We start from the raw sequence: 22,923 nt of genomic DNA on the forward strand, positions 1-22,923 counted from the left end.
TAAGACTCACTCTTAGAGCGTCAACAGACCGGCAATCAGCAGGATTTCCGCAACCGCGATACCGACAAGCAAACGCTTGCCAGCCATCAGATAGGCGGCAAATCCTGCACCGGCGGCTCCGACCCGAAGCCATATCGGCGAATCGGCAAGTGCGCCGTTCGGATAAAGAATAAGCTGTGCAATCACGCCCGCGACCAGCGCGGTTGCCACACAGCGCACCAGCACAAGAAACTCGGAATCCTCGCGGACTCGCCCGCCGACGATTACGCCCATGACGCGAAAAATATAGGTCGGCAGCGATCCCGCCAGAATGATGAAGACGAACGGCCACCACTGGCTGTCAAAACTGTCCCAGTTCATAGCGCCTTCTCCTTCGTCATGCTGCGCTTTCTGTGGAATCCAAAGGCGATCAGGCCACCCACAATGCCCGTGCAGAGCAGGTCATATCCCGGCATGAACTGGTGAAAGAGCGGAAACAACAGCAAGCCGGACGCCATCGCGACCTGCCCTGCCAGTTCGCGCGCCGACCGCCAGAGCGAGGTCAGAAAATACATTGGCGTCAGCAGGAAAAGGGCTGCAAACACAACCGGCGGGAACGAAGACGACAGCATATAGACAATCGCCACCACCAGCGCATTGGTTCCAACCAGAACCGAGCCGATCCCGGCAAAATAGCTGGTGCGCATGTCACGCGGAATATTGCGCAACTCCTCCATCGCCATGACCCAGGCCGTCACCGCCACGAAATGGCAGAGCACCGCTAGCGTCAGCTTACGCGTTTTTGGCCCTTTGAGTTCCGGCAGAAGCGCCACTACCATCGGCATGAGGCGCACCGAGGACAGTCCGACAGCGAGCGCAGCGGCAGGCAGTGTTGCGCCTGCACTGACGGCACCGATCAGCACGACCTTGGCGGGCAGTGCCCAGATGGTCAGCGTCATGAACACCGCCTGCCCGACCGAAATGCCGCTTTCAATCGCAAGCCCGGCAAAGCCGACAAACGAACTCATCAGCAAGATGGCCGGAATGCTGAAAATGCGGCTGCAACCACGCAGAAACCAGCGAAAATGCTGGCCGCTATGCGCTGGCGCAATGTCCTGATGTGGAGGCTTATCTGGAAGATGAGTCGCTGGCATGAAGCCACGTTAGAATAGAATTGACCGAGGATCGATAAGTTTAAACTTCAAACGAAAACGGCCCCTCCGAAGAGGGGCCGTCTGTTCATGCATTTATTTCTTGCGCGGCACTTTCGGCACCGACGATTTGGCGCTTGAAGCTTTCGGCGCCGCTTTTGCAGCTGGCTTCGGAGCTGGTTCGTCCTTACCGGCCAGAACCTTTTCCTTTTCAGCCTTCTTCGGCGCGGCCTTCCGGCGCGGAGAAATCTTCTTCTCGGCCGGAATATCCTTCTTCGGCTTCACCGGCTGCTCGGCGACGGATTCCAGCGACAGATCGGTCTTGCCGTCTGCCTTGGTGATCACATCGACGCGTACCGTACCGCCATGCTTGAGCTTTCCGAACAGCACTTCATCGGCCAGCGGCTTCTTGATGTGTTCCTGAATGACACGTCCGAGCGGACGCGCGCCCATGCGCTCATCATAGCCCTTGTCGGCCAGCCATGCGATTGCGCCTTCGGTCAGTTCGAAGGTAACGCCGCGTTCGGCAAGCTGGGCTTCGAGTTGAAGAACGAACTTCTGCACAACCTGATGAATAACCGGAACCGGCAGAGGACCGAACGGAATGATCGCATCGAGACGGTTGCGGAACTCCGGCGTGAATAGCCGGTTGATCGCTTCCATATCGTCGCCTTCACGCCGCGTGGAACCGAAGCCGATTGCCGCTCTGGCCATATCCGACGCACCGGCATTGGTGGTCATGATCAGGATCACATTGCGGAAATCGATCTTCTTGCCGTTATGGTCGGTCAGCGAGCCATGATCCATGACCTGCAACAGAATGTTGTAAAGGTCCGGATGGGCTTTCTCGATTTCGTCGAGCAGCAGCACGCAATGCGGATGCTGGTCCACGCCATCGGTCAAAAGACCGCCCTGATCGAAGCCGACATAGCCGGGAGGCGCGCCGATAAGCCGCGAAACCGTATGGCGCTCCATATATTCCGACATGTCGAAACGCAGGAGTTCCACACCAAGCGAGGCGGCAAGCTGCTTGGCAACTTCCGTCTTGCCGACGCCGGTTGGGCCGGAGAACAGATAGGAGCCGATTGGCTTGTCCGGTTCACGCAGACCCGCACGGGCCAGCTTGATCGAGGCCGACAGCGCTTCGATAGCCAGATCCTGGCCATAGACGACACGCTTCAGTTCCGCATCGAGATGCGACAGGACGAGTTCATCATCCTTCGAGACGGACTTCGGCGGGATACGGGCCATCGTCGCGATGGTCGCTTCGATTTCCTTCACGCCGATGGTCTTCTTGCGCTTGTTTTCCGGCAGCAGCATCTGGCTGGCGCCGGTTTCGTCGATCACGTCGATCGCCTTATCGGGCAGCTTTCGGTCGGAAATATAGCGCGCGGATAGCTCCACCGCCGACTTGATGGCGTCGACCGTGTATTTGACCTTGTGGAAATCCTCGAAGTAAGGCTTCAGCCCCTTCATGATTTCAATCGCATCCGGGATCGACGGCTCATTGACGTCGATCTTCTGGAAACGACGCACAAGCGCGCGGTCCTTCTCGAAGAACTGGCGATATTCCTTATAGGTCGTCGATCCGATGCAACGGATTGCGCCGGACGACAGTGCTGGCTTGAGCAGGTTCGATGCATCCATCGCACCGCCCGAAGTCGCACCGGCACCGATGACCGTGTGGATTTCGTCGATGAACAGAACCGCACCCGGAAACTCTTCGAGTTCCTTCACGACCTGCTTCAGACGCTCTTCAAAGTCACCGCGATAGCGCGTTCCCGCCAGAAGTGTGCCCATGTCGAGCGAGAAGATCGTCGCGTCGGCAAGCGCTTCAGGAACCTGTCCTTCCACAATGCGTTTCGCGAGACCCTCGGCAATGGCCGTCTTGCCGACGCCGGGATCACCCACATAAAGCGGGTTGTTCTTGGAGCGGCGGCACAGAACCTGAATCGTCCGGCTGATTTCGCTGTCGCGACCAATCAGTGGATCGATACGACCGGCTTTGGCTTTGTCATTGAGGTTGACGCAGTAAGCAGACAGGGCGTCCTGCTTCTTCTTCGGTCCCTCTTCCTGCTCCCCACCGGGGCGCTGCTCCTCGCTCGGGCTTTCGGCACCGCGCGGCGAACGGGTTTCGCCGCTTTGAGGACGCTTGGAAATGCCGTGTGAAATATAGTTCACGGCATCGTAACGGGTCATCTGCTGCTCCTGAAGGAAATAGGCAGCATGGCTTTCCCGTTCCGCAAAGATGGCGACGAGCACATTGGCACCCGTAACTTCCTCGCGATTCGAAGATTGAACGTGAATGACGGCGCGCTGGATCACACGTTGGAAAGCGGCCGTCGGTTTGGAATCCTCGTCATAGCCGGTGACGAGATTGTCCAGTTCGCGGTCGATATAATCGGTAACGACGCGCTTGAGGTGCTCCAGATCGACGTTGCAGGCGCGCATCACTGCGCCGGCATCCTGATCGTCGATCAGGGCAAGCAAAAGATGTTCGAGCGTAGCATATTCGTGATGCCGCTCGTTTGCGATGGTCAGGGCTTGATGCAGTGCCCTTTCAAGGCTGGGAGAGAACGATGGCATAAGACCTCACTTTTTCTCCATCACGCATTGCAGCGGATGCTGATTCTGGCGGGCAAAATCCATGACCTGGCTCACTTTGGTCTCGGCGACTTCGTATGTAAATACTCCGCATTCACCGACACCGTGATTGTGAACATGCAGCATGATGCGCGTGGCATCATCAAGGCTTTTTTGGAAAAAACGCTGCAGGACATGTACGACGAACTCCATGGGGGTGTAGTCGTCGTTTAGTAGCAGGACACGGTAGAGGCTGGGCTTCTTGGTTTTGGGCTGCGTGCGCGTGACCACAACGGTGCCGTTTTCCGGCCCGTTCCCGCCATCGGTCTTGCTTTGCATGACTGTATTGAAATGCCTCATGAAACCTGTACCCAAATGCCCATCTGCCGACCCCGCCCTGCCTCAATATGTAGGTCTTTTCGTTCTGATTTTAAGCCCTTCAGTGGCACTTGCAACCGAGACTTATTACCAGCGAGCCCCTTGACACAACTAATATAGGTCAAGCCCCCGTTTGCTAAAGCTTTCTGCCAAAAGTGGCGTTTGTTTTTTGACGGAACGGGCATCGCGCAGCTGCGAAAAAACTTCATAAATGCGTGATCAAAGCTGCGACCAAGGCCGAGTGACCGCAAAAATTTTCAGAAAATTATGAACGACGCGCTTACCATAAACGGATTGGTAACGCTGATGACATTAGGGTGGTGGAATTAGATTGCTGTGTGCCTTTTGCGCCGCAGCTTAAAAATTCCGGAATACAGGTAGGGTCATCATCGTGCGTATGGCATTCAGTAAAGTCGCATATGCCCTGAAAAAAGCGGCGCAAGCTACACTTCTTCTCGCGACCGTTACAGGCTGTTCGACAGCATCCACCACGATACCGGCGATTGCCGCCAGCGACAGATATGCTGCGATCGTGGTCGATGCGAATACGGGCAAGACGCTTTTTGCTTCAAACGCCGACGCGCAGCGCTATCCCGCTTCGCTGACCAAGATGATGACGCTCTATATGCTCTTCGAAGCCATGCAGGCCGGACGGATCAGCAGGGATACGCCCATCCCCGTGTCAGCCTATGCCCGTTCGCGTCCACCGACAAAGATCGGCTTCCGCCCGGGCCAGACCATCCGCGCCGAAGATGCGGCGCTCGCCATGATCACCAAGTCCGCCAATGACGTTGCGGCGGCGGTCGGCGAATATATCGGCGGTTCGGAAGAGCGCTTTGCCCAGATGATGACCGCCAAGGCGCGCCGTCTCGGCATGCGCAACACCACGTTCCGCAACGCATCAGGCCTGCCGAACATGGCGCAGCATTCCACCGCGCGCGACATGGCTATCCTCGGCATGGCGCTTCGTCAGCATTTCCCGCGTGAATTCTCCTATTTCTCGCGCCGCAGCTTTGTTTATCGTGGTCAGACCATCAACGGTCACAACCGCCTGCTGGGCCGCATCGAAGGCGTCGACGGCATCAAGACCGGCTATACCAATGCTTCCGGCTACAACCTCGTTTCGTCGGTCAATCTCGATGGCCGCCGCATCGTTGCCGTGGTCATGGGCGGCAATACAGGCGCAAGCCGCGACGCCCATATGGCGCAGCTGATCAACAAATATCTCCCGCAGGCCAAGCGCGGTCGCAGTACCGACGCTCTCATTGCCGCAACCAATGACGTTCCGCAGACTGTCGCCGCCGTCGATCTGCCGAAGGCGAGACAAGCGCCTGTGCCGGTTGCCCGTGTCGAATCGGTCAACGAAGTCATCAACAACGAATCCGGTGAAGGTGACGCGGAACAGCCGCAGGTGCTTGCACTGGCCGCTCCAACAGCCCGTCCGGCTGCGCTCGCAGCACAGGCCGCCATTCGCCCGACACCTAAGGCCAAAATCCCATCCGGCACCCTGCAGGCTCAGGCCCAAGCGCAGGCACAGGAGGTAGACCCGGTCACCACCGCATCGGCCCCGTCTGCTGGCGGCTGGGCGATCCAGATCGGTTCTCTGCCGAGCGAAGGTCAGGCCCGCGACATGCTTGCCAAGGCGTCCTCGTCTGTCGGTGGCGCGCTGCGCAGCGCATCGCCCTACACGGAAACCTTCAACAAGGGTAACGCCACATTCTACCGCGCCCGCTTCGTCGGCTTCACCTCGAAGCAGGCTGCATGGGATGCTTGTGCTTCTCTCAAGAAGAAGAGCTTCGGCTGCTATGCCGTCGCCAACTGATCAATCGCGAGGGGATTTTTTCTCCTCGCAACAGCTTCAAACCCGAATTTTGTAAAGCGTAGAGGGTTTCGAGATGTCCAATATGAAAGACACATTCGTACCGCCGCTGAAGACCACCATTTGGTCTCATGAAGAAAACCGTGTGCCTTCGCTGGGCGGTCTGTTCTCGGTACAGACGCTCAAGCAGGCTGCATTGCGGATTGCCGATGTGCGTCGCGGCACGGGGTTTCAAACCCGTGATCTCGTCGGCCTGCTGGTCAGCCATGCCGCTCGTAACAAACGCATCGCCCAGCCACGTGCCCGGATGCGCATGACGCTGCCAGTCAATTCCAACACGATCACCGTTCGTGTGACGATTGAAAACTGAGCGGCAATTAGCTGAATAAAATAAAGGCCCGCCGATTTTTGGTGGGCCTTTTTGATTCCGGGAAAATTGCTCAGAGCAGGCCGAGTGCTGCCAACTCCTGACGCAGTTCCGCAGGGAGCGCTGCCCTGCCCGACTTTCCAGCCGCTTCATCACGCGGCACTTCGTTCTCGCTCAGATAACGCCATCCCTGAAAAGCGCGGCGCGGCTGCCATTCCGTCGGAACGATCTTCGGTTCCAGCACGAAATGGCAACGGCTGATGCCGACTTCATCCGTAAAGGGCCGCACATCAAGCAAACGCTGGCGGCACTGGATATTGCCCTTGATGACCCAGTAGAGCGAACCGCCCTCCAGAAGCTCGTCGATGCGTTTCGGCACCATCCGCGTCGTGTGGGTTTGTTCGGGCACAAGCCCCGCGCCCCGCTGTTCAGCGAGGCGGAAATCGATCCAGGCTGCGAGATCTTCGATACTATCGCAACCGACACAAAGCTTGACGAGATTGAGAGCCATGGAAGCGGTTTAACCAAGGGATGCGACCGCTTCAAGCAAGAAGAATCGCGTTCTCCTAAAGTTGAGAACTCAGCAGGCTACGACATTCACCGCAAGACCGCCCTGACTGGTTTCCTTGTAGCGTTCGCTCATATCGTGGCCAGTCTGACGCATGGTTTCGATACAGGCATCGAGCGGCACGAAATGTTTGCCATCGCCCTTCACGGCCAGCGATGCAGCTGTCACCGCCTTCACCGCACCCAGCGCATTGCGTTCGATGCAAGGCACCTGAACCAATCCGGCAACAGGGTCGCACGTCATGCCCAAATGATGCTCGAGCGCGATTTCAGCGGCATTTTCGATCTGCTCCGGCGAACCGCCGAGAACAGCGGCAAGCCCCGCTGCCGCCATTGCCGAAGCGGAACCCACCTCGCCCTGACAGCCAACCTCTGCGCCGGAAATCGACGCATTGTGCTTGATGACGCCACCAATGGCTGCCGACGTCAGCAGAAAATCGCGAATGCCCTTCTGGTCGGCATCATCGTGGAAATGCAGATAATAGCGTAGCACCGCAGGCACCACGCCCGCGGCGCCATTGGTCGGCGCGGTAACCACCCTGCCGCCCGAAGCGTTTTCCTCGTTGACCGCCATGGCATAGACCGACAGCCAGTCATTGGCGAGCAACGGATTGCTGCGATTGTTGCGCCAGTCATCCTGAAGCTTGTCGTGAATGTGCCGTGCCCGACGACGAACGCCCAGCCCGCCGGGCATGATGCCCTCGCGGCTCAATCCGCGTTCGATGCAGCCGCGCATGGCGCCCCAGACGCGATCCAGCCCCGCGTCGAGTTCCTCACGCGACATATGCACTTCTTCATTGGCGCGCTTCATTTCGGCAATCGACAGCCCGCTATCATGGGCCATGACCAGCATTTCAGCGGCATTGCGGAAAGGATAAGGCACGTCGGCCTTGTCATCCGGCTTCGCACCGCTGCGCTGGACGCGGCTCAATTCTTCCTCTGTGACGACGAAACCGCCGCCAATGGAAAAATAAGCACGACGCAACAAAAGATTGTCGTCGTGATCGTAAGCGGAAAACGCCATACCGTTGGCATGGCCGGGGAGCGGCGTCTTGCGGTCGAGAACAAGATCGACCGCCGGATCAAACTGATAGGCGGGATGGCCTCCCGGCTGCACTTTCTTGGCCGCCAGAACCTTTTCTACTTCCGAATCCATGATATCGGGATCGATCGTGTCGGGCAGAAAACCGCAAAGGCCGAGAATGACGGCGCGGTCCGTCGCATGACCGACGCCGGTATAAGCCAGCGAGCCATGCAGGCTCGCCTTCAGGCGAACGATTTTGGAATGCGCAGGCCGTGGCCAGTTGCCGCTGATGATCTCATTGAGAAACATCCGCGCAGCCGTCATGGGACCCATCGTATGGGAGCTGGAGGGCCCAATACCAATCTTGAAGAGATCGAAAACCGACAGAAACATTCCACACCTTCTGCAGCTTCGACTAAACGGAGCTGACCAAGCTTTGACCTAACGCCCGTCCTATCCAGACGGTTGTATACGCGAGCGAATACAACACGCGTTGCGGTACATTCATATCAGATAGTGTAAGAAAGGAATAACGCAAACGGATTGCCGAAATGCGGCATCAATTTTCCGGAATGCGTAGCTCTGTTTCTGCGCTGCTGCCGGATCGTTCAGACCCCAGCGCCTGATCGATCAAACAGAGAAGAGGTAGGCCATGAGAATAATAGCGGCGAGCCCAATGACTGCCCAGAGCGTAACGCCCCAGCAGGATTTTTGAACTGTTTCGTCCATGGAACTTTTCATAACCCTATTGTGTATCGGTCTGACGAACAGTGGTTTTGATCACGTCACTGTTACCGCTCATATAGCCCCGTGAAGTGCGAAATGCAACGGTGAAAAGCGGCTGAAATGCGGCAACCTGTCAAAACTGCAAGCACCGCACTTTAAAAATCCATTCCGTATCAAAAGCTTACAAAATTTTTTCATTAACAAAAGCTTTACAGTGGCGGCGAAAATGCGGCATCAGGGTTGTGGGAGGAACATATCTGTCTTGCCGGTAATCCGGTAAGCCGCAAGTCCCACCCACTCGCGCATGGCGACGCTGAAGCGCGAAAGGGCATCGTTGGGCGACTCCAGATAGATGGAGAATTCTTCGTTCAATCGCGTCTTGTAATCGACTGGCCAGGCGATCACGTCGAAACCCGCCTTGCGAAAACAGCCGACCGCGCGTGGCATGTGATAGGCGGAGGTCACCAACAGCCACTTTTCTCCCGCTTTGGGCTGAGCCAGTTCCTTCGAGAAAACCGCATTCTCAACCGTATTGCGCGACTTGTTCTCGTAGATATAGCGGTCTCCGGAAAAGCCGAGATCGTCCAGAAGCGCGCGCGTTGTGTCGGCTTCGCTGGTGGATTGCTCGAAAAAAGCACCCTCGCCGCCGGAAACGATAATCTTCGCATTGGGATAAAGCCGCGCAAGCCGCATCGTCTCGACAATGCGGTCAGCCGCGCTGTTCAATTCAAAACCGGGCCGTCCCGCATTGATGTCGCCATTCATGTAACCGCCCAGAACGACAATGCCGTCGACCTTATCCGGCAAAGCAGCTCTCGGAAAGCGGTCTTCCAGTGGGGCCAGAAACAGAGCGCCGAGCGTTGTGAAAGCGCTGACGAAAACGATAAGCGCGGCCAGTCCCAATACCGACAGGCCTGTTTTGCGAAAACCGGCCCATATGGCCACAATTCCGAGCAAAACGAACAGGAAAATGATCGTAAGCGGCTGAAAGAACAGCCAGAAAAGCTTTGAAAAACTGTAGAACACTCTGAAACCCCTAGCGAACCGATCCACACGGGGCCGAATCCCACGCATCTCGATACTATAGCCTTGGATCAGCCTGTGTTAGAGATTTGCGGGGAATCGAAACCGGAAAGCATCATGCAGAACACCGCTGAAACGGAACTGTCACCCGCTGCCTCGCGTCCTCGTCTCGGACGCATCGATATTGCGCGCGGAATCGCGCTAATCGCCATGGCGATCTATCATTTTGGCTGGGATCTGGAGTTTTTCGGCTATATGGCCCCGGCAACGACGGCACAAGGCGGCTGGAAACTGTTCGCGCGCTGCATTGCTTCCAGCTTCCTGTTTCTCGTTGGGTTCAGCCTGGTTCTAGCCCATGGTCGCGGCATACGCTGGCGTTCAATGGGCATACGTCTTGTCCAGATCGTCGTTGCGGCTGCGGCCATCACCGGCGTCACCTATTTGATGTCACCGGAAAGCTTCATCTTTTTCGGCATCCTGCATCAAATTGCGCTCGCAAGCGTTCTGGGCCTGCTTTTCTTGCGACTGCCATGGATCGTGACCCTTTGCGCGGCCATCCTGGTCATTGCTGCGCGCCATTTTGCCAGAGCCGATATTTTCAACCATCCGGCACTGGCTTTCCTCGGTCTTTCGACCGTCACAATACGGTCCAACGACTTTGTGCCGCTATTTCCATGGTTTGGCGCTGTTCTGTTGGGAATTGCCGCGTCGCGCATCGCCGAGCGCTACAATTTGCTCCCGCTGCTTTCCGGAGGCATCAAGCCCCGCTTTCTGCAAAAGCCGCTCACTTTTATCGGCAGGCACAGCCTTGCCTTCTACCTCATTCACCAGCCGGTACTTATTTCTCTGGTGTATGTCTTCGCGCAAATCGCGCCGCCTGCGCGACCAGCGCCAAGAGAAGCCTTCACGCAGTCCTGCGTGGCCGCCTGTTCGCAAACCGGCAGCGAAGCGCTTTGCAAGGCGTTCTGCGGCTGTGTCGTGACCGAGCTCGACAAGGCGCAACTGTTCGATGACGTCTTTACCGGCAAGGCTGATCAACAGAACAACAGTACGGTGCGGGAAATCGCGAATATGTGTTCGCCTGTTCCCGATACACAACCGGAATAGATGGCGTCAGGTGCTGACGCCAAGCTCCGCCAACCGCTCAATGCAAGCTTCTTCGATCTGATCCAGTTCGCCGACGGTTTCATCGATATCGCGGCGCTTCTGGCGCAGATCGTCACGTTTTTCTTCGACGCGCTTCATCAAAAGCTTGAGCTGACCGGTCTCGCCGGGCGGCTCGCGATACATCTGGATGATCTCGTGAATCTCGGCGATGGAAAAGCCCAGTCGCTTGCCGCGCAGAATCTGCTTGAGAAGGTGGCGGTCCGACGGGCGGAACAAGCGGGTCCGGCCACGCCGCACAGGCGCGATCAGTCCTTCATCCTCGTAAAAACGCAAGGTACGGGTTGATATCCCGAATTCCCGCGTCAGTTCCGTAATCGTATAATATTCGCGCACCACGGCATTGCACCTCACCTTGAGTGATTGAATGTTGTGCAACCGCATTTACGTAAAAGTCAATATCAATCCGTCACATCCTAAAATATTGACACTCTTTTAGGAGCCGCAAACTTGGGCTTATAACAGTCGAAGAACACGAAAAATGTACGATACGTTATGGGAAAAGCGCATTAAAACAGCGATATAGAGTTATTAGCGGCTGCGCTCTCTTGCCATGATATTGCCGATCGTGCGTTATAGCCCATCCTGAAACCAGCATGATGGCAATTTATGCGGCGCTCGATAAAATACACATTGGCAGGCCTTATCGTCATCGCAATCGGCGGTGCGCTTCCATTTGCAATCGAGCCACTCGTGGTCAAGCTCGGCGAAGGATCGATTCGCCAGCTCGCGCGCGACGGCAAGTTCTGCAAAACGGACACCTGCGAGGACGGCGTTGAATATGTGACTGCTTTTCTGGAAACCAATTACGGCCTCTCGCCGCACGATGTTAAATGGTGTATGGGCGTCGATGTCATCTCGCATTACGAATTGCCGTTCGGCAATAATCTGAAAAAATCCGTCACAGACCGTATGTATGCGCGATGCGGAGATCCCCGGCAGGACGAAGCTGAGGGCGATCACAGCGAAGAATAGAGCCGAACAGAGGACATACTTCCATGAAGCGTTTTTTACGCATTTTTGCGTGGCTGGTCCTCGCCTCCATTCTCATCGTCACAGTCGGCCCGATCAGCCTGCGCCCGATCAGCGGCGAACCTGCGGATGTGGAGCGCTTCGGCGCGTTCTTTCTGGTGGGCACGCTGTTTGCCCTCGCTTATCCCCGCCACTGGCTATCTGTTTTGCTGCTGACAGTCGGCTGCGCGGGTGCATTCGAGTTGTTGCAGCGTCTTGCGCCCGGACGTCACGGGGAAATGGCGGATTTTCTTTTCAAGGCCGTGGGTGCTGTCTGTGGAACGACCGCGGGCTATCTTTTGAGCAGACTGCCCATCTTTCGGCAGTCCTAAATCAAATCAGGCCACCGACATCAGGCTCAGCCTGTCGCGGGCGGTCTGTCGCATGAATTCCTGATGGATTGAACGCAGCAACGCGAAGAGATCGTCGTTTGCAGCCAGTTGTCTGCTTTTGCCAGTGGTTTCAAGCATCAGAGCGGAGACTTCGACCGGGCCGAACTTGCTGCGTCCGTTGGCAACAGCGCGCCATGCCTCGATGGCCGCAATCAATGCGGCGTGGGTAGCATCACTCAATCCGGCGGATCGCAGCAAAGCGACCATTGCCGCCGGGCGTCCGTGCGAAATGATCGAGCAAATGCGTTCTTCATCGAGATCGGACAGCGACGCCATCAGGGCCGCGAACAGATCAATGCGACCGCCCGCGACAACACGGATGATGAAAGCGGTCGTCACCTCCCCGCGCAGTCGCAGATGTTCGACTACTGCGGGCAATTCCTGCTGCGTGCAAGCTTCGGCTATGTCGATGGACGCCCGCACGAACGCATCGCCGACGAGCTTCGCGGCGCGTCTCTCGCCAAGGAGACGATTGACCAGCGGCATTTGGCGCAGGGCGTCGCCGACCTTCACCACAAGCAAATGACGGCAATCGGCAGGCAGTTGCGGATGCGCCAACAGTGCCTCACGCACTTGTGGCTCATGTCCACAACGCTCTGCAATCCGGCGGAATGACAGCGGCGCAATCCGCGCGCAACTGTTGCGGAGAAGTTCGGCCACCGATTCGAATGAGCCGACTTCTGCAATGGCAGCGGCCAATGCGATGGAAACATGCGGACGGGCCGCGACCAGCAACTGGATCAACGGCGCGCCGAAGGAAACGCGGTCGATAAGGTCCGCCTCGCTCAACAGCGGCGAGCGCGCGATGATATAGCCAGCCACTTCCGGCTGATCGGCTGCAAGCGCCGTAACGATATGCAAGGGAGAATGCGCGCTGGTGGACAAAACATCGGCCATGGCAATGCGCACTTTGGGCGACGGATCGTCGAGCATCAGTGTCAGGCTTGCTTCAGCGAAGGCACGAGATTGCTGCGGCTCCTGCTGGTCAATGCAGCATTGCGCAAGCGCTGCGGCTTTGACGATACGGGCCGAAACCGGTTCGGTTCGGCTGATTGGCGCACCATTTTCGATATACATTCTGGCCCCGCTCCAGACAGTTCTTTGTATTCAAAATTGGTAAATTAAAATGGTTTATGATCCGTTTACCATAAGCTCCACCCGGCTCTGAAATCGAATGGAACCGAACGGCGTTCCGCACGTTTTCCTTGCATCAATCAACGGAGACGACAAATGGCCGAAGACAAGACCACCAACGATATCCAGCAGGCTTTGGAAAAGCAGATCGCCGATATGCGCGGTGAGCTGAAACGTCTTTCCCGCTCGCTTGCCTCCCAGTCTGGAGAATTCCGGGAGCGTGCGGAAGACGCAATGGATGACGTATCGGGTCGGCTGCGGCACACGGCACAGGCTGTGCGCGATCGCGGACAAGTGGTGGCGGAGACGATACGTGAAAATCCCGGAACGGCGACCACGCTGTTCGGGACCGCCGGCATTCTCGGCATTCTGATCGGCGTTGCCATCGGATGCGCGATTTCGGATCGCCGCTAGAGTACATCCTGAAACGTCTGGTACGGTTTTCGGGATTTGCTTTGTAGCAAGCCGATTGAAGCCGGTTTAAGGAAGGCCCGCGTCGCCCCCTCGCGCGGGCCTTCCTGTATCTATTTCCCTTTACGCCTGCTCAGCTGCCTGATAGTGCAGCTGCATCGGCAATTTTGCCACCGGTCGCAGCCTACCCGGTCAAAACAAGGACAAGAGCCAAGCAGCAATGCTTGTGCTGCGCGCATAAGCGCGAAACTGGCTGCGCCGTAACTTGACGAAAGGCGCTTAAATGTCAGAAAATACAATATATTCCGGCCTTACCCAACTGGGATCGACCACAGGTGTTCCCACCTCGCCGGAAGAAGCCGTTCTCGAAAAGGTCGCCAATCCGCAGCATGGCACGCGCTATTGCGTGCGCTTTACGGCACCGGAATTTACATCGCTCTGCCCCATGACCGGGCAGCCGGATTTCGCGCATCTGGTGATTGACTATGTTCCGGACCGCTGGCTGGTGGAAAGCAAATCGCTCAAGCTTTTCCTGTTTTCATTCCGCAATCACGGCGCTTTCCACGAAGATTGTACTGTGACTATCGGCAAGCGTCTGGTCGATCTGCTGCAACCGGAATGGCTGCGCATCGGCGGTTACTGGTATCCGCGTGGAGGCATCCCGATCGACGTTTTTTACCAGACCGGTGCAGCGCCGCAGGATGTCTGGATTCCTGAACAGGGCGTGCAGAATTATCGCGGAAGAGGATGATGGAGGCCTCGCCCTGGGTTTGAACCAAGGACAGGGGAGTTTGCAGGCTCCCTGCGTTGCATTCCGCCACGAGGCCATTGCCGATCGTTCCTAGATCGCAGAACTTGCTGACCGGTTAATGGCCTCAACTGAACCACAAGTATCGGGCAAGAATGTGAAACTTTGTGAACACACGGCAAATCCAGCACCTCTATTGTCCTGCCTTCACCCCGTCCCTATTATCTGTTCAACCGACAGCGCCTGTCCATTTTCGGGAAAAACATCATGAAACGACGCGGTATATTTGTCTCGCTCGCCCTGTTATCCGGCATCATCCTCACAGGCTGCGGTGGCGCGGGAAAGGCTGCCATGGATACAGGCAAGAGTTTTGACCGATTCGGCTGTATGTCCCGCAACTTCAAGGGAGAGCCGCCCTGCCCGCAGCCGGATCAGGCTCCACCCAAGACCCAATAGGTGTTGAGCCTGAAACGATAAAGGGAGGCCCCAGATGGCTATCGAACCGCAAGATGTGCTCAAATTCTGGTTTTCGCCCAAGATGCGTGAAAACTGGTTCACGAAAAGCGACGATATCGACAATGAGATTCGCGAGAAATTCGCTGTCGCCTATGCCGATGCACGCGCCGGCAAGCTGGAATCGTGGAAGCAACAGCCGGAAAGCGCGCTGGCCTTAACGATCCTGTTCGATCAGTTCCCGCGCAATATGTTCCGCGGCTCGCCGCGTTCCTTCGAGAGCGACGGCCTGGCACTGGATGTGGCCATGCAGGCGCTCGACCACGATTTCGACCGGCAGCTTTCCGCCGATGAGCGGCAGTTCTTCTACCTGCCCTTCATGCACAGCGAAAATCTGGACCACCAGCGCCGCTGCGTCGAGCTTTATGAAAGGCTCGGCGACCCATATTCGCTCGGCTTTGCCCGCGAGCACCACAACATCATCGAGCAGTTCGGCCGTTTCCCGCATCGCAACAAGGTGCTGGGCCGCGCAACCACGGAAGACGAAGCCGACTTCCTCAAGGAACATGCAGGTTTCTGACTACATCAACCTGTAAGGCAGGATGCCACGGCGGTCGTGATCGACCGCCAGCCTGCTTTTGAGCGGCGGCACGGCACGCTGCACACATTCCGCACGGTCGCAAATCCGGCATGAAACGCCAATGGGATCGAAGGCTGACCGCGCCGTGATATCGAGACCATCCGCATAGACGAAATCATGGGCGTAGCCCACTTCACAGCCAAGGGCGATGGCATAGCGCCGCTGCGGGGCGTTGAAACCACCCTCGCTTTTCGTCAGTTCCGTGGCCACACAGAGATAGCGGGCACCGTCAGGCGTTTCTGCCAACTGACGGATAATCCTTCCTGGCATTTCGAAAGCCTGATGCACATTCCAGAGCGGACAGGCGGCGCCATAACGCGCAAATTGCAGCTTGGCGGCACTGTGTCGCTTGGTGATATTGCCTGCCCGGTCGATACGCGCGAAAAAAACCGGGATGCCGCGCTGGCCCGAACGCTGCAAAGTGCTGAGACGATGCGCAACCTGTTCCAGACTGGCCCCGAACCGCGAAGCCAAAAGTTCAAGATCATGGCGCAGTTCTTTCGCCGCCGACAGAAAAGTCTGGTACGGCATGACCAGCGCGCCGGCAAAATAATTGCGCAGGCCGATCTTGCAAATCTCGACTGCTTCGACCGACCTGAAATCGGCCCGCCTTGCTATCGCATTGACCAGTTCTTCCATTTCAAGTTCGGCGATTTGAAATGCGATCTGGAAATGGCGCGTCGAAGCAGGCGAATAGGGATTGAGATAGAGAACCCGTGCTTGCGCATCGAAGCGACGCAGAACCGCCTCGTCTGAACCGGACCTTGCCAGCCGCACGCGGTGGCGGTCTTCCATATATTGCGGCAGGGCGACACCGATATCCCGACCGGGAATATCCAGCTTCTCGGCAAGCTTTTCTGCTGCAACATCAATCTCATGCACATAATTGTCGATAAAATGAAAGAAGTCGCGAACTTCCTCATAAGGCGCAGGCTCGGCTATCGAAGGCGCGCGCCCCAGCTGGTTATCGAGACTGGCAAGCTGCTCGCTGTTGCGCCGATAAGCCTGATGGCAGGCGATCAGGGCATGCGCCAGTCCCGGCGCATTCTGGGTGATGAGTTTCAACTCCTGGAGGTTCGGCTTGTAATTGTCGAATACAGGATCGGCCAGCGCCTCGGAAACCGCCGATAACAACCGGTCATCATCCCCGAGCGAGATCGCGCCAATATCGATCTGGTAATTCTCGGCCAGCGCCAACAGGACGGCTGCCGAAACGGGGCGCTGGTTGTTCTCGATCTGGTTCAGATAACTCGTTGAAATACCGAGACGTTCAGCAAAGGCCGACTGCGTGGCCTTATGCTGCTCGCGGATTTGACGTATCTTCCTGCCGACATAGAGTTTTTTAGGTGCCATTTTCGCAATTTCGCATTTTGCTATTTGCAAATTTATAACTTACACAATCGCACCTTTTCAAGCTTTTCTACACGGCTCACAAGCGCTTTAAGCATTTTAGAAAACGCATCTAAAAATGCCTATCATTTCAGTTTCATAACCGACTTTCGAAGGCCGCAATAATGCAGGAACTCCTAGAACAGCTCGAAGCCCGCCGCGCCGAAGCGCGTATCGGCGGTGGCCAACGCCGTATCGATGCCCAGCACGCCAAAGGCAAACTGACCGCCCGCGAACGTATCGAAGTGCTTCTCGACGAAGGATCGTTCGAGGAGTTCGATATGTATGTCACGCATCGCTGCACCGATTTCGGCATGGCGGAGCAGAAAGTGGCAGGCGATGGCGTCGTCACCGGCTGGGGCACGATCAATGGCCGTCAGGTCTATGTGTTCAGTCAGGATTTCACTGTGCTCGGCGGCTCGCTGTCGGAAACCCATGCCCAGAAGATCTGCAAGATCATGGATATGGCGATGAAGAACGGCGCGCCCGTCATTGGCCTCAACGATTCGGGCGGCGCGCGCATTCAGGAAGGCGTCGCCTCGCTGGCGGGTTATGCCGACGTGTTCAAGCGCAATGCCGATGCCTCCGGCGTCATTCCGCAGATTTCCGTCATCATGGGCCCCTGCGCGGGCGGCGCGGTCTATTCCCCGGCGATGACCGACTTCATCTTCATGGTGCGCGACAGTTCTTACATGTTCGTTACCGGCCCGGATGTGGTGAAGACCGTGACGAATGAGATCGTCACGGCGGAAGAACTGGGCGGCGCACGCACGCATACCGCCAAGTCGTCGGTCGCTGATGGCGCTTACGAAAACGACATCGAAGCGCTGGAACAGGTGCGCATTCTGTTCGATTTCCTACCACTCAACAATCGCGACAAGCCACCGGTCCGTCCGGTGCATGACGACCCGTCCCGGCTGGAAATGCGGCTCGATACGCTGATCCCCGACAGCGCAACCAAGCCCTACGACATGAAGGAACTGATCCACGCGCTGGCAGACGAAGGCGAGTTCTTCGAAATTCAGGAAGCCTTCGCCAAGAACATCATTACCGGATTCCTTCGTATCGAAGGCCAGACAGTCGGCGTCGTCGCTAACCAGCCCATGGTGCTTGCAGGCTGCCTCGATATCGATTCCTCGCGCAAGGCCGCACGTTTCGTACGCTTCTGCGATGCTTTTTCGATCCCGCTTCTGACCCTTGTGGACGTACCGGGCTTTCTGCCGGGCACGGCGCAGGAATATGGCGGCGTCATCAAGCACGGCGCAAAGCTGCTGTTCGCCTATAGTCAGGCGACAGTGCCTATGGTCACGCTCATCACGCGCAAGGCCTATGGCGGCGCTTATGACGTGATGGCCTCCAAGCATATCGGCGCGGACATCAACTATGCCTGGCCAACGGCGGAAATCGCCGTGATGGGTGCCAAGGGCGCAACGGAAATCCTCTATCGCTCGGAACTGGGCGACCCCGAAAAGATTGCCGCCCGCCAGAGCGAATATGAAGAACGCTTCGCCAATCCGTTCGTCGCCGCCGAGCGTGGCTTCATCGACGAGGTGATCATGCCGCATTCCTCGCGCCGCCGCATTGCGCGCGCTTTTGCCAGCCTGCGCAACAAGCAACAAAGCGCGCCCTGGAAAAAGCACGACACCATTCCGCTGTGATCCGGTTCAGTTGAGTAGATAAAGATGATCAAGAAAATCCTCATTGCCAATCGCGGCGAAATCGCCTGCCGTGTGATCAAGACCGCAAAGAAGATGGGCATTGCCACGGTTGCGGTTTATTCCGATGCCGACCGCAATGCGCTGCATGTGAAAATGGCCGACGAGGCCGTGCATATCGGGCCTGCACCTTCCAACCAGTCCTACATCGTCATCGACAAGATTCTGGATGCCATCAGGCAGACCGGGGCGGACGCCGTGCATCCGGGCTATGGCTTCCTGTCGGAGAATGCCCGTTTCGCCGAAGCGCTGAAGGCGGCCAATGTCACTTTCATCGGACCGCCGGTGAACGCCATTGATGCGATGGGCGACAAGATCACCTCCAAGAAGCTGGCGGCGGAAGCGTGCGTTTCCACCGTGCCCGGCCATATGGGCCTGATCGAAGACGCTGACGAAGCGGTGAAGATCGCTGGTTCCATCGGCTATCCGGTGATGATCAAGGCGTCTGCCGGTGGTGGCGGCAAGGGCATGCGTATTGCGTGGAACGACGACGAAGCCCGCGAAGGCTTTCAACTGTCGCGCAACGAGGCAAAATCCTCCTTCGGCGACGACCGCATTTTCATTGAAAAATTCGTCACGCAGCCGCGCCATATCGAAATTCAGGTGCTTGGCGACCAGCATGGCAATGTCGTCTATCTCGGCGAACGCGAATGTTCCATCCAGCGCCGAAACCAGAAGGTGATCGAGGAAGCGCCCTCACCCTTCCTCGACGAAGCGACCCGCAAGGCCATGGGCGAACAGGCCGTCGCACTTGCCAGGGCGGTTGGGTATTTTTCCGCCGGTACGGTTGAGTTCATCGTCGATGGCAGCCGCAATTTCTATTTCCTCGAAATGAATACGCGCTTGCAGGTGGAGCATCCGGTGACGGAACTCATCACCGGGATCGATCTGGTGGAAGAAATGATCCGCGTTGCCGCCGGTGAAAAGCTGCGCTTTGGTCAGGCCGATGTGAAGCTCAATGGCTGGGCCATGGAAAGCCGTCTCTATGCCGAAGACCCTTATCGCAACTTCCTGCCCTCCATTGGTCGCCTGACCCGCTACCGGCCTCCGGTGGAAGGTCGTCGCGACGACGGAACGGTCATCCGCAACGATACCGGCGTGTTCGAGGGCGGCGAAATCTCGATGTATTACGATCCGATGATCGCCAAGCTTTGCTCCTGGGGGCCGGATCGCCTTGCCGCAATCGACGCGATGGGCAACGCGCTCGACGCCTTCGAAGTGGAAGGCATCGGCCACAATCTGCCATTCCTGTCCGCCGTCATGGACCACCAGCGCTTCAGAGCCGGTGCATTGACCACGGCCTTCATCGCAGAGGAATATCCGGATGGTTTCTCGGGTGTTGCGCCATCGGAAGATGATGCGCGCCTTCTGGCTGCAGTCGCTGCCCATATCAATCTCACCGTTGTCACCCGCGACGGACAAATTTCCGGTCGTCTTTCCGGGCAGGACCTCAAGCCCGGCAACGACTGGGTGGTCAAGATCGGCGACCATCTTCTGCCGGTTCGCCTTGCCGACGGCGAAGGCGGCGCAACGGTGAATTTCGTCGATGGCGGCAGCCTCACCATTGCCAGCGACTGGCATCCAGGACGCGAACTCGCCACATTCACCGTCGGCGGCAAGCCGCTGAGCGTGAAGGTCGCCCGCGCGGGCTCCGGCTGGCGTCTGCGCTGGCGCGGCATGGACCTGACCGTGCATGTGCGAAAACCCCGCATCGCGGAACTGGCAAAGCTGATGCCGGTCAAGCTGCCGCCGGATACATCGAAAATGTTGCTCTGCCCGATGCCGGGCGTCATCACCTCGATTCTGGCAGAGGAAGGCGTTACGGTGGAAGCCGGACAACCACTTGCGACGGTCGAGGCCATGAAGATGGAAAACGTGCTGCGCGCCGAACGTCGCGCCACCGTCAAGCGCGTTGCCGTCAAGGCCGGAGAAAGCCTTGCCGTCGACGAACTGATTATGGAATTCGAATAAGCCTGCAACGCGGTGCTTTGCACCGGCTCAAGGTGCAGGTGCAAGCTTTCCTCATCCTGAGGAGCGCCCGCAGGGTGCGTCTCGAAGGACGGGGAAGCTGGGCATGAGGACGATATGGGATGGAGAATAAGCCAATGACGCAGAAAACCCGCGCGGATTGGGAAGCGTTGGCCGAAAAGGAACTGAAGCGCCCTGCGGATAGCCTTGTCTGGCATACGCCGGAAGGCATCGACGTGAAGCCGCTTTATACGGCGGACGACCTGCAAAATGTCGGCCATCTCGACAGCCTGCCGGGTTTCGAACCGTTCGTGCGCGGCCCGCGCGCGACCATGTATGCCGGACGTCCGTGGACCATCCGCCAATATGCTGGTTTCTCCACCGCCGAGGCATCCAACGCCTTCTACCGCAAGGCGCTGGCCGCCGGACAGCAGGGCGTGTCCGTCGCCTTCGACCTTGCCACCCATCGCGGCTATGACAGCGACCATCCGCGTGTCGTCGGCGATGTCGGCAAGGCGGGCGTGGCCATCGACTCCGTCGAAGACATGAAAATCCTCTTCGATGGTATCCCGCTTGAGAAGGTTTCCGTGTCGATGACCATGAATGGCGCGGTGATCCCGATCCTCGCCAATTTCATCGTTGCAGGCGAAGAACAAGGTGTCTCTCGCCACCTGCTTTCCGGCACCATCCAGAACGACATTCTCAAGGAGTTCATGGTCCGCAACACCTATATTTATCCGCCCGAACCCTCCATGCGGATCATTGCGGATATCATCGCCTATACGGCGACGGAAATGCCGAAGTTCAACTCGATTTCCATTTCCGGCTATCACATGCAGGAAGCTGGCGCGACGCTGGTGCAGGAACTGGCCTTCACGCTGGCCGACGGGCGCGAATATGTGCGTGCGGCCCTGCAAAAAGGCCTCAATGTCGATGACTTTGCCGGTCGCCTATCGTTCTTCTTCGCCATCGGCATGAATTTCTTCATGGAAATCGCCAAGCTGCGCGCAGCCCGCCTGCTCTGGACGCGCATCATGAAGGAATTCGAGCCGAAAAAGCCGGGTTCCCTGATGCTGCGCACCCACTGCCAGACCTCTGGCGTGTCTTTGCAGGAACAGGACCCCTACAACAATGTCGTGCGCACGGCATTCGAGGCCATGTCGGCCGCCCTTGGCGGCACGCAATCGCTGCACACGAACGCTTTCGACGAAGCCATTGCTTTGCCGACGGAATTTTCCGCTCGCATCGCCCGCAACACGCAGCTCATTCTCCAGAACGAGACCGGCGTGACCAAGGTGGTCGATCCGCTGGCCGGCTCCTATTACATCGAAAGCCTGACCAACGAACTGGCCGAGAAGGCCTGGGCGTTGATCGAGGAAGTGGAAGAACTGGGCGGCATGACCAAGGCCGTCGAAAGCGGCCTGCCGAAGCGGCTGATCGAGGAAGCCGCCACCAAGCGTCAGGCTGCCATCGACAAGGGCGAGGAAGTCATTGTCGGCGTCAACAAGTTCCGGCTGGAACAGGAAGACGAGATCGACATTCTCGAAATCGACAATACCGCCGTGCGTCAGTCGCAGATCGCGCGCATCGAGCGCATTCGCCAGACCCGCGACAAGGCAAAGGTCGAAGCCGCCCTCGCCGCTCTCGAAGAAGTGGCGACCAGCGGGGAAGGCAATCTTCTTGCCGCAGCCGTCGAGGCATCCCGCGCTCGCGCCACGGTCGGCGAAATTTCCGACGCCATGCGCCGCGCTTTTGGCGACCACGCCGCAGAACCGAAAGTCATCCGCAAGGTCTATGGCGATGCCTATCAGGACGAGCCTGAATATCAGACGCTGGTGTCGCGGCTGGAGGAGTTTTCCAAGCAGAGCGGCGAAACGCCAAAGGTAATGGTCGCCAAGCTTGGACAGGACGGGCATGACCGCGGCGCCAAGATCATCGCGTCAGCTTTCGGCGATATCGGGTTCGAAGTTCTGGCCGGACCATTATTCCAGACACCCGACGAAGCGGCTGATATGGCCATCAAGTCGAAAGTGCACGTCATTGGGGTGTCGTCGCTGGCTGCCGGTCACAAGACCCTGCTGCCGCAGCTCGTTGATACGCTGAAAGCAAAAGGCGCGGAAAACATCGTCGTGGTTTGCGGTGGAGTGGTGCCGCGTCAGGACTATCAATATCTGTTCGACCACGGCGTCGCAGCGGTATTCGGCCCCGGCTCGAATGTGTTGGATTGTGCACGCGCCGTTCTGGACATTCTGGAAGGGAAACGCCGCAATCTTTGATTTAT

At 57.5% G+C, this 22,923-nt stretch carries 22 protein-coding genes and 1 tRNA gene; 12 read left to right on the forward strand and 11 right to left on the reverse strand.

Features of this window, described 5'->3' with window-relative positions; translation table 11 throughout:
* Positions 1-12 precede the first annotated feature (12 nt).
* The 4 genes from ABWW11_RS07585 to clpS all read right to left on the reverse strand — a co-directional run bounded on the left by ABWW11_RS07585 (position 13) and on the right by clpS (position 4,073).
* Positions 13-360: an AzlD domain-containing protein gene (locus ABWW11_RS07585; protein WP_109369178.1), complete on the reverse strand. Its 348-nt coding sequence runs from the start codon at positions 358-360 to the stop codon at positions 13-15.
* Entirely contained in the window at positions 357-1,007 is a 651-nt protein-coding gene (locus ABWW11_RS07590) for an AzlC family ABC transporter permease (RefSeq protein ID WP_109370248.1), read from the reverse strand. Before ABWW11_RS07590 ends, ABWW11_RS07585 begins: the two co-directional genes overlap by 4 nt.
* Positions 1,008-1,226: 219 nt before the next feature.
* Positions 1,227-3,716 (reverse strand): ATP-dependent Clp protease ATP-binding subunit ClpA, encoded by a 2,490-nt coding sequence (gene clpA, locus ABWW11_RS07595; RefSeq protein ID WP_124916003.1) that lies wholly within the window; start codon positions 3,714-3,716, stop codon positions 1,227-1,229.
* 6 nt (positions 3,717-3,722) lie between these two features.
* Positions 3,723-4,073 (reverse strand): ATP-dependent Clp protease adapter ClpS, encoded by a 351-nt coding sequence (gene clpS / locus ABWW11_RS07600; RefSeq protein WP_109369180.1) that lies wholly within the window; start codon positions 4,071-4,073, stop codon positions 3,723-3,725.
* A 409-nt stretch (positions 4,074-4,482) separates the two neighbouring features.
* Here clpS and ABWW11_RS07605 point away from each other — a divergent pair, with 409 nt between their 5' ends.
* Both ABWW11_RS07605 and ABWW11_RS07610 read left to right on the forward strand, forming a co-directional pair.
* Complete coding sequence (locus tag ABWW11_RS07605) at positions 4,483-5,913, forward strand: D-alanyl-D-alanine carboxypeptidase (protein ID WP_109369181.1); 1,431 nt, start codon at positions 4,483-4,485, stop codon at positions 5,911-5,913.
* Between the two features lie 73 nt (positions 5,914-5,986).
* Entirely contained in the window at positions 5,987-6,280 is a 294-nt protein-coding gene (locus ABWW11_RS07610) for a hypothetical protein (RefSeq protein WP_109369182.1), read from the forward strand.
* A gap of 70 nt (positions 6,281-6,350) precedes the next feature.
* Here ABWW11_RS07610 and ABWW11_RS07615 read toward each other — a convergent pair whose 3' ends face one another.
* The 3 genes from ABWW11_RS07615 to ABWW11_RS07625 form a co-directional block, all read right to left on the reverse strand.
* A complete protein-coding gene (locus ABWW11_RS07615) occupies positions 6,351-6,788 on the reverse strand; it encodes a DUF1489 family protein (protein WP_109369183.1) in 438 nt (145 codons plus the stop codon).
* Between the two features lie 69 nt (positions 6,789-6,857).
* A complete protein-coding gene (locus ABWW11_RS07620; RefSeq protein WP_109369184.1) occupies positions 6,858-8,261 on the reverse strand; it encodes an L-serine ammonia-lyase in 1,404 nt (467 codons plus the stop codon).
* A gap of 567 nt (positions 8,262-8,828) precedes the next feature.
* A complete protein-coding gene (locus ABWW11_RS07625) occupies positions 8,829-9,620 on the reverse strand; it encodes a YdcF family protein (protein WP_109369185.1) in 792 nt (263 codons plus the stop codon).
* Positions 9,621-9,734: 114 nt separating this feature from the next.
* Here ABWW11_RS07625 and ABWW11_RS07630 point away from each other — a divergent pair, with 114 nt between their 5' ends.
* On the forward strand, positions 9,735-10,724 hold the full coding sequence (locus tag ABWW11_RS07630; RefSeq protein ID WP_319080878.1) for a heparan-alpha-glucosaminide N-acetyltransferase: 990 nt from the start codon (positions 9,735-9,737) through the stop codon (positions 10,722-10,724).
* A gap of 6 nt (positions 10,725-10,730) precedes the next feature.
* Here the strand turns inward: ABWW11_RS07630 and ABWW11_RS07635 are convergent, their stop codons facing one another.
* Positions 10,731-11,117 carry a MerR family transcriptional regulator gene (locus tag ABWW11_RS07635; RefSeq protein WP_078340841.1) on the reverse strand — a complete coding sequence of 129 codons (387 nt, stop codon included), beginning with the start codon at positions 11,115-11,117 and terminating at the stop codon, positions 10,731-10,733.
* A 273-nt stretch (positions 11,118-11,390) separates the two neighbouring features.
* On the opposite strand from ABWW11_RS07635, the gene ABWW11_RS07640 reads away from it, so the two are divergent.
* On the forward strand, positions 11,391-11,756 hold the full coding sequence (locus tag ABWW11_RS07640; RefSeq protein ID WP_109369187.1) for a hypothetical protein: 366 nt from the start codon (positions 11,391-11,393) through the stop codon (positions 11,754-11,756).
* A gap of 23 nt (positions 11,757-11,779) precedes the next feature.
* Positions 11,780-12,124, forward strand: a complete 345-nt coding sequence (locus ABWW11_RS07645) for a VanZ family protein (protein WP_121536260.1) — start codon at positions 11,780-11,782, stop codon at positions 12,122-12,124.
* Between the two features lie 6 nt (positions 12,125-12,130).
* On the opposite strand, the gene ABWW11_RS07650 is transcribed toward ABWW11_RS07645, so the two are convergent.
* Positions 12,131-13,261: a DUF2336 domain-containing protein gene (locus ABWW11_RS07650; RefSeq protein ID WP_109369189.1), complete on the reverse strand. Its 1,131-nt coding sequence runs from the start codon at positions 13,259-13,261 to the stop codon at positions 12,131-12,133.
* A gap of 153 nt (positions 13,262-13,414) precedes the next feature.
* Between ABWW11_RS07650 and ABWW11_RS07655 the strand changes: the two genes are divergently transcribed.
* Both ABWW11_RS07655 and queF read left to right on the forward strand, forming a co-directional pair.
* Positions 13,415-13,732 carry an ElaB/YgaM/YqjD family protein gene (locus ABWW11_RS07655; protein WP_109369190.1) on the forward strand — a complete coding sequence of 106 codons (318 nt, stop codon included), beginning with the start codon at positions 13,415-13,417 and terminating at the stop codon, positions 13,730-13,732.
* 280 nt (positions 13,733-14,012) lie between these two features.
* Positions 14,013-14,480 carry a preQ(1) synthase gene (gene queF, locus ABWW11_RS07660; RefSeq protein ID WP_109369191.1) on the forward strand — a complete coding sequence of 156 codons (468 nt, stop codon included), beginning with the start codon at positions 14,013-14,015 and terminating at the stop codon, positions 14,478-14,480.
* Here queF and ABWW11_RS07665 read toward each other — a convergent pair.
* Positions 14,481-14,556, reverse strand: a tRNA-Cys gene (locus ABWW11_RS07665).
* Between the two features lie 188 nt (positions 14,557-14,744).
* Between ABWW11_RS07665 and ABWW11_RS07670 the strand changes: the two genes are divergently transcribed.
* Complete coding sequence (locus tag ABWW11_RS07670; RefSeq protein ID WP_109369192.1) at positions 14,745-14,933, forward strand: hypothetical protein; 189 nt, start codon at positions 14,745-14,747, stop codon at positions 14,931-14,933.
* Positions 14,934-14,967: 34 nt separating this feature from the next.
* Positions 14,968-15,510, forward strand: a complete 543-nt coding sequence (locus tag ABWW11_RS07675; protein WP_109369193.1) for a DUF924 family protein — start codon at positions 14,968-14,970, stop codon at positions 15,508-15,510.
* On the opposite strand, the gene ABWW11_RS07680 is transcribed toward ABWW11_RS07675, so the two are convergent.
* Positions 15,511-16,923 carry a helix-turn-helix domain-containing protein gene (locus ABWW11_RS07680; RefSeq protein ID WP_121536264.1) on the reverse strand — a complete coding sequence of 471 codons (1,413 nt, stop codon included), beginning with the start codon at positions 16,921-16,923 and terminating at the stop codon, positions 15,511-15,513.
* Between the two features lie 161 nt (positions 16,924-17,084).
* Between ABWW11_RS07680 and ABWW11_RS07685 the strand changes: the two genes are divergently transcribed.
* The 3 genes from ABWW11_RS07685 to scpA all read left to right on the forward strand — a co-directional run bounded on the left by ABWW11_RS07685 (position 17,085) and on the right by scpA (position 22,918).
* Entirely contained in the window at positions 17,085-18,617 is a 1,533-nt protein-coding gene (locus tag ABWW11_RS07685) for an acyl-CoA carboxylase subunit beta (RefSeq protein WP_109369195.1), read from the forward strand.
* A 24-nt stretch (positions 18,618-18,641) separates the two neighbouring features.
* Complete coding sequence (locus ABWW11_RS07690; RefSeq protein ID WP_109369196.1) at positions 18,642-20,645, forward strand: acetyl-CoA carboxylase biotin carboxylase subunit; 2,004 nt, start codon at positions 18,642-18,644, stop codon at positions 20,643-20,645.
* Positions 20,646-20,779: 134 nt separating this feature from the next.
* Entirely contained in the window at positions 20,780-22,918 is a 2,139-nt protein-coding gene (scpA, locus tag ABWW11_RS07695) for a methylmalonyl-CoA mutase (RefSeq protein WP_124916002.1), read from the forward strand.
* Positions 22,919-22,923: the final 5 nt, after the last annotated feature.

The organism is Brucella sp. NBRC 113783, from assembly GCF_040372265.1.
Lineage (GTDB): Bacteria > Pseudomonadota > Alphaproteobacteria > Rhizobiales > Rhizobiaceae > Brucella > Brucella teleogrylli.